The organism is Methanosarcina sp. A14 (genome assembly GCF_001729375.1).
Classification (GTDB): Archaea; Halobacteriota; Methanosarcinia; order Methanosarcinales; family Methanosarcinaceae; genus Methanosarcina; species Methanosarcina barkeri.
The window spans coordinates 1-7,156 of sequence record NZ_LZPK01000244.1 but is presented as its reverse complement, the minus strand read 5'-3'; the positions used below and the strand labels follow the sequence as shown (position 1 = coordinate 7,156).

Sequence of the window (7,156 nt, the reverse complement as noted above, 5' to 3'; positions counted from 1 at the left end):
TATTTTAATTAAAGTATTATATTTAGTTTGAGTTTTTCAGGATCTTCCTCACTGACTAGAATCCGGAAAAATGTTCAGGTTTTATCAATCGCCTTGAGTCCGGAAGGCTGTTCGATGAACTCCACTTTGAGCCCAGGAATTTTACGAAGTCTGGAGCACAAAGCCTCCATGCCTGGATTTTCAGTGGCATAGTGAGTGGCATCAATCAGGCAGAGGTCCTCATAATCGCGGAGAATATTATGCTTAAGTTCGGAAGATATGAAGGCATCAACTTTATTTGCCCTTGCAATTTCAAGGAACTCAGTTGCAAAGCCACTGCCGCCGAAAACCATTACCCGCCTTATTTCCTCTTTTTCTCCGGCATATATGACAGGCGTTTGCAAAGTCTCCGAGACACTGGAAGCCAGTTCAGCCGAAGTACAGGGTTCAACCTCTCCTATTCTACCGACTTCCACATTTTTGAGATTCTTTAACCCAAGCCTTGCAGCAAGCACGTCATTAATGCCTCCTTCGGCTCTATCATAATTTGTATGCATGCTGTAAAGGGATATCCCGTTATCAAGGGCAAGCCTGAGGGATTCAGCCAGGGATTTTGAGATTTTGTTTATCGGATGGAAGATAAGGGTGTGGTGGGTGACCAGAAGATTTGCTCCCATTTCTGCAGCTTTCTTAAGCACATAAGAACTGGCATCAAGGGCAACTGCAATTTTTTCTATATTGTTTTCCAGGTTGAGAATTAGCCCGATCCTGCCTTCGTCAAAACCTTCAGCAAGTTCAGGTGGTGCAATTTCTTCGAGAATTTCTACAACTTTTATAAGTTCCATGAAAAAACCTCTTACATCCGGAAGGGACTGCTGATCTTAATTGAAACTTGAGGACCTCCTTTCTTCGTTTAAGAAGATACCCTGCCTTGAAAAGAAAACAACTCTGATATAAGAAGTTTATTAAAGATTGCAAACAGTACAAAAAATTAAATACTTGATACCAAGATAATTTATAGAGTTTAAACTATTTCTTCTCAAAACGACTTTAATACAAACCAGTCTAGACCATACCCAATCTAGACCAGCAAATCATAGAGTTACTAATTGATAGTGATCTTGACTTTAATAAGAAAGCCATAAAATTAGAGTTAATAAATTAATGGTGAATTAGAAAAGTGTAAATCATAGGGAGTGCTGGGGCAAAATCAATGCATCGAATAGTAAAATACGGCTGATATCATATGACTGGTATCATTCGTGAATAAAACCGTTAGTAAGTAGATATAATTTATAAAATATAAAAAAACTAAAGAGCCGTATCTATTACAGCAGCTCAAAATGCATGCTTCCAGTGCGCAGATTCGATATAAAAGGATAAAATTCAAGGAAGGTAACTATGGCTAAGAAGCTTGCACTGATTGCATTACTTGCAGTTTTCTTCATTTCGGCTTTCTCAATGACCGCTCTTGCGGAAGAAGACATCGAGTGGGTAGAGAAACTGGATGGAAAAACACTGTACTGGGGGGATACAGTAACAGTTAATGATTATGTTATAAAGGCAGAAGATTTCAACGATAAAGGACAGGTGTTTGTTTCAATCTCAATGGATAGGGAAAAACTGAAGACTTCTCCACTCTCCGCAGGCATGGAAGTCGTATATAACGACAGGGTAAAGGTTTATGCCCAGAAAGTGGACCCGAATTATGAGACTATCAAGAAGGATGGAAAGGAATTCAAGACAGGAAACTGGAACCCTTATTCTAAACTGGATATCCTTATAAAAGGAGAACCAGAGTTTGACATAGACGTTGAAACCAAAAAGGACACATATGATTCAAAATCTACCGGAGACAGTGTACTCGATGTCTCAATAGAGATTAAAAACGATGGAGACGCAAAAGCTAAAAATGCCATTCTAACAATAGACACAGCCGGAATGGATGTCCTTAAAGGAAAAAAAAAGTACACACTTGGAGATGTTCTTAAAGACGAGACTCTTGAACCTGTGAACCTTACACTGAAAGCTCCCAAACCTTGGGAAGACACTAACCTTAATATAACTGCAAAAATTACATGCGAGGATGTAAGGAACGAGAAGTACGAAGACATAGGCTTCAAAGTCATAAAAATAGAAAAAAAATGGGGCCTTGTTATTTCAAAGTTTATTACAAGAGATAATCACATGGGAAAGCCTATCCATGTCTCGGTCAATGTCCGGAACTCAGGGCTCTGCGACATAGATGATATCGTACTTAAGGATTCGATCGCTTCCGAAACGCACCTTAAGAAAGACGCTGTGCTCGAGAAGACCCTTTCCCTTAAATCCGGAGAAGTAGCTGAAAAAGTTTTTGAATACACCCTGATTCCTGAAAAACCGGGAGAATTCACTTTCCCAAAAACAACGGCTAATTTTATCCTGCCTAATGGGCAGAACGGAGACGCAGGTTCCAATAACTCGGAAAAGGTAAAAATTTATGGGCCTGATATCTCAGTTACAAAAACCATTAACAGACAGCAACTGAACTCCGGAGATGAACTGACCGTAACGATCACTGTAAAAAACACAGGAAACGTTGATTCAAGTGTGACAGTAACCGACACCGTACCTCCTGAAGCTAAACTAATAAGCGGGGAAACCAGTTTCAAGCAGATTCTCGAAAGCGGCGGCGGGTCAAAAAAAGTAACCTATATCCTTCAAATGCATAAAGAAGGGGAAATCCATCTGCCTGCATGCAAAGCAAGTTTCCTTGACCTTGATGAATACTCAGGAGAGGTTGTTTCGGATACTCCTGTTGTTTATGTAGGAGTACCGATTTCTCTTGAAGGAAGCAGCAAGCAGCCTGAGGGAAAAACTGATTCCAATCAGGAAAAAGATGAATCATCAGTTCCGGCGCAAAATGAAGACCCCGAAGATACTCCCGGGTTTGGTCCTGTCCTTGCTATAGCAGGACTTTTCGCAGTTACAGGCATCCTGGGAAGAAGACGTACCTGAACTTAAATTGAGAGTTTCGAATGCTCTGGACTTTCCAGGGCATTTACCTCTTGTATTAAATAGAATCTACTGAGAAAAAAGCCTCATTCCATTACAATTAACTTTTTTCATTACTTTTTATGTATTCTCTTCAAATTGAATGGAGAATTTTCCAACTTGAAAAATGCACAACAATTTAATCATACAGTTATAAAGTTGAGTACATCGCTTAAGGTTGTTTCTCAAATTTAATTAAATTTTTAAATTTTCAGTAAATACATGAAATTTACTTTTACTCACTCAATATAAAGAGGATACGATATGAGGCATACTATAGATGGTTCGGACCCCAACGGAAGGAAGTAACAGCCTTTTATAACAAGAATAAAACCATGTCGTATAAAGACTGGGGATCTTCCAAGAAGTTTGACTGTGGAATTATGGGAGTTACTAGTTATAACATTGTAAAAAGTTATTTTGGGGATGCATCTGAACAGACAACCGATCCTGTGATGCCAGATTCAGACAGTACACAGCCTGTTGAAATAAATGACTCTGGAGCACAGAATATTGTAAATGGATCTGCCAATACTGTGAATAATCAAGGTATTGTCAATACGATAGAACAGTACTGGTTCGATTTTAGGAATGCAAATTTGTCGAATATAACTTTTAATTTTTTTGGGGGTAATTAAAGCCCCTTTCTTTTATTTGCGCTTTGAAATCAGTTCTTGCTTTGAAATCAGTTTTTGAATGGATAGTAATCACCAGTTTACTATAACTCTTATTTCACACCAACCCCCTGAAGATAATCCTTGAGGTTGCGGTAGAAACTGCAAATATCGCAATTGAAATTGGGAGCATGCAGGCCAGATCATATTTCAACTGCGTCCGGTCTCCTCCATATTCCACCGAACCTGCAAAGCGAGTAAGGATAGCACTGATCAGGACAATGTAAATCCCTATTGCAAGCAGGAAATGGTCCGGAGAAATTGACTGGGAAAATGCTGCCTGCCCGATTTCAACAGGCATTCCTGACATATCGGCAGGAATTCGGTTTACCCTTTCAGCTACCTGGCTCAGAATTTTCGTAATAACCTCAGACAGGGCAAGGGTAATCCCTGCAATGAGTGGAGCAAAAATCACAGCCGTGGAGCGCATGGTTGAGGTGACGTCGTAAAGGGAGCGCCGGATTCGTTCCTCGACTGTCCCGAGCTCTTTTAGATGGTCTGCAAGCTTTATAATCGAGGCGCCTGCAGCTTCATGGTTTTTGTGGACACTTTCCGTAAAAAGGAGCATTGTGTTTCGGATTCTTTCCGAATATACGTGCCTGAAGGCTCCGAAATCTTCATCAAAAATTGCAGCTTTGAGGTTTGTCCTCATACTGAGCAGGTTCATTGAAATTTCCTGAAAAGCTTCCCCGATTTTTGAGCCTTCCATAGTCCTGGCAGTATGGGCAAAGGCTTCTTCCGGGGCCTTTCCTTCCGAAGTACAATAGAAAACGAAGCTTTTTTCAATGTTCCAAGTTCGAGAAGTAAAAATTTAGGCTTTAAAATTCAGTTATTAACTTATTACCCTTAAGTATAAAATTGTAACTTTTAAAAATATTATATAACAAACTAATATTGTTACTTAATAGCATTAATTTTGTATACTCTTTATTTAATGTTAAACTCTGATTGAGATCTCAAATATAAGACTATCAAGTTCAACATAGTTATAAAGCCTGGATTGTTTCAGTTCAATAACGACATTAAATTTCAATCCAATGTGTCTATTAATTTGCAGTCGAAATATGCCAACCCCAAAATAGGCCAGAATCACAATTTTTCCCACTGCAAAAACGTTCTAGATCATTAACACAATTAGTATGAAAGATAATACAATTTGTAATACTTAATTTATATATCACCTTAATTTTTACCTCGATTTCTTGTGGAAATGAAATATTTAGGCAGCCCTTCAAAAATGACAATTAAGAAAGGATGTTCTGTTCGGACTTGTTAACTAACAGGATGAAACGTTATTGGGTGAACGTGCCTATATTTTTTTGTTTAGTCGTATTCCATAAACTATAGGTGCAAAAACGACGAATAAGAAAAAACGATATCAAGAGAGCACAAAAATTAGACCCCTCTACTTTACCTGCCGATACGTGTATTCATTAAACGTAAGAAACAGGAAAAAAACATAGCAAGCCAAATTTGAAATAATTATATGCAAAAGTTACGATAATTTTCTGCATTGAAGGATTTTAAAATTAAACAATGTCATCCCAAATTACCTATGTGTCAGAACTTCTGCTATTCAGATGTTTTATAGGAGTGTCAGAAATTTCCTAATTAACTTGATAACTAAAAAACATGTTTAAAGAGCCTAAAGCTTGGATTTAACCAATTAAAATGCAGAGGTTTTATTGTAAAACATTGATTTAACTGATATTTCCAGTGATTTGTCACAGGAATTGGCTCAAAGGAAGTGAAAACTCATAGGTTTTATGATAATCACTGTACCAAGTCATTGAAGGCAGGCGGGTATCTGGCCTATGCACTTAAGGGTGAGCAATGTCGCGAAAGGTAAGCCAGAAAATCCAGCCTGATAAACTATTATCTCTCTATGCAGTTAATTCTTGAAGGAAATTTCCTCCAAAACAATTAGATTATCTGGTCTGTCTTTCCCGTAACTATGATAAACTTAACATAGTTACGGGAAAGATATGCCTGTACTAACAGTCCTGACATCGTAATTATGGAACAGGCCAAGAGATGTTAGCATCATATATAGGCGTTAAGTGGTTATCAAAAGCCTCCTGATTTTGCCACATCTTTATGTTTTCGTACCCATTATCATCATCAAACCAGGTAGTGGTTTGAATGATTTGACCTACCGAAAGATCGGGAGGCGCTGTATTTAATCCAAATTTTTCATCTATATCTTTATACTCTCCAAACACGGTCAATAATATGCCTAATTTTTTTACATTCGGTATTTTAGAATAAAGAGCTATACCAATTCCTGTAGCTTTTGATATGACAAATCCCTTTGCTACGTCGAACCTATCAACTACATGAGGATCACTAACATATGGTTTTCCAGTTGGTGCTGTAGATAATGTTATTCCCTTTGCTCTATAGTGGTCATTTCCGTCTCTACCAAATGCTGTTGTATAATGGGTGTAAATAGTTACTTTGGCAATAATCCCCGACATTGGTTCTTTATCCACAAAGTTAATCCCTGGATATGGTATTTTTGCCACATAATGTCCTTTGGGTTGATTAATATCTACAAATTCATTTTCAAAAACTCTGTTTATTTGTGGATTATTAAATTTGTAGCCAATTGAAAAAGAAGTGCCTGTGCGACTATTTGAATAAAAATCAGATTTTAAATAGTAATCTACTTCAATGTATTCTCTGGAACTATCTAGCTTTGCACTGACTACTCTTACATCTGGTTCAGAATAAACCTTAGACGAGGTATCAACTTTGGATGCGCTTGATGGTTTTAATAATGAATCCTGATTACTTTTTGTCACTTTTGTATATTTGGGTGTTGTTTCCTTGTTACTATCTGCATTATTAAGTTTTGTAGTATCTTCCTCTGAGCGATATAGATAAAAGTCTGAGACTGTAGATGCATCCACTGTAAATCCATACTTATTACCAAGCTTGGTCAAATCTGTCTTTCCTGGTACTCCGTCACAATATTTTGCTGGGGAACCTAACGACTCCTGCCATTTTTTATAAGCATTGATTGTAGCGGATCCGTAAGCTCCATCATGTGCATAGGTATCATCGAGATATCCTTCCTCGACCAAAGCGGCTTCAACAATTTTCACAGAATCAGTAGCTCCAGGAGTTGTTTTGCCCTGAGATCTTGCGGGGTCAGTTTCAGCTGCTACTTGAAGATAACTTAATGAAACAATTTTGCTTGCGCTTATTTTTGTATCCTTTGTGGATTCTTTTGAAGATGCAGAAGACTTGGCAACCGTTTTTTCCGCTGTATTCGTTGTGGATTCTATATCCTTTGTGGATTCTTTTGAAGATGCAGAAGACTTGGCAACCGTTTTTTCCGCTGTATTCACTGTGGACTCTGTATTCGTTGCAGATTCTTTTACTACTATATAACTGGCTTTTATTTTCTCGTCACTGCCAGCATCATTAGTTGCCGTAAGTGTTACTGTATAGCTTCCTGGATCTTG

General features: G+C 38.0%; 4 protein-coding genes and 1 pseudogene. 2 read left to right on the top strand and 3 right to left on the bottom strand.

The window, feature by feature from the left end; all coding sequences use genetic code 11:
- Nucleotides 1-74 precede the first annotated feature (74 nt).
- Complete coding sequence (locus A9239_RS11835; protein ID WP_048154944.1) at nucleotides 75-824, bottom strand: Nif3-like dinuclear metal center hexameric protein; 750 nt, start codon at nucleotides 822-824, stop codon at nucleotides 75-77.
- A gap of 556 nt (nucleotides 825-1,380) precedes the next feature.
- On the opposite strand from A9239_RS11835, the gene A9239_RS11830 reads away from it, so the two are divergent.
- A complete protein-coding gene (locus tag A9239_RS11830; RefSeq protein WP_048119183.1) occupies nucleotides 1,381-2,976 on the top strand; it encodes a BatD family protein in 1,596 nt (531 codons plus the stop codon).
- A 371-nt stretch (nucleotides 2,977-3,347) separates the two neighbouring features.
- Nucleotides 3,348-3,650: a hypothetical protein gene (locus A9239_RS11825; protein ID WP_048119186.1), complete on the top strand. Its 303-nt coding sequence runs from the start codon at nucleotides 3,348-3,350 to the stop codon at nucleotides 3,648-3,650.
- A gap of 94 nt (nucleotides 3,651-3,744) precedes the next feature.
- On the opposite strand, the gene A9239_RS11820 is transcribed toward A9239_RS11825, so the two are convergent.
- Together A9239_RS11820 and A9239_RS19550 are read right to left on the bottom strand one after the other, a co-directional pair.
- Entirely contained in the window at nucleotides 3,745-4,395 is a 651-nt protein-coding gene (locus tag A9239_RS11820; RefSeq protein WP_230629243.1) for a hypothetical protein, read from the bottom strand.
- A gap of 1,306 nt (nucleotides 4,396-5,701) precedes the next feature.
- Nucleotides 5,702-7,156 (bottom strand): annotated as a pseudogene (locus A9239_RS19550) (hypothetical protein); the annotation flags it as partial.

Excerpts from the sequence above, each read along its gene's own strand:
- A9239_RS11835 (WP_048154944.1), bottom strand. The coding sequence starts at position 824 with ATGGAACTTATAAAAGTTGTAGAAATTCTCGAAGAAATTGCACCACCT.
- A9239_RS11830 (WP_048119183.1), top strand. The coding sequence starts at position 1,381 with ATGGCTAAGAAGCTTGCACTGATTGCATTACTTGCAGTTTTCTTCATT.
- A9239_RS11825 (WP_048119186.1), top strand. The coding sequence starts at position 3,348 with ATGTCGTATAAAGACTGGGGATCTTCCAAGAAGTTTGACTGTGGAATT.
- A9239_RS11820 (WP_230629243.1), bottom strand. The coding sequence starts at position 4,395 with ATGGAAGGCTCAAAAATCGGGGAAGCTTTTCAGGAAATTTCAATGAAC.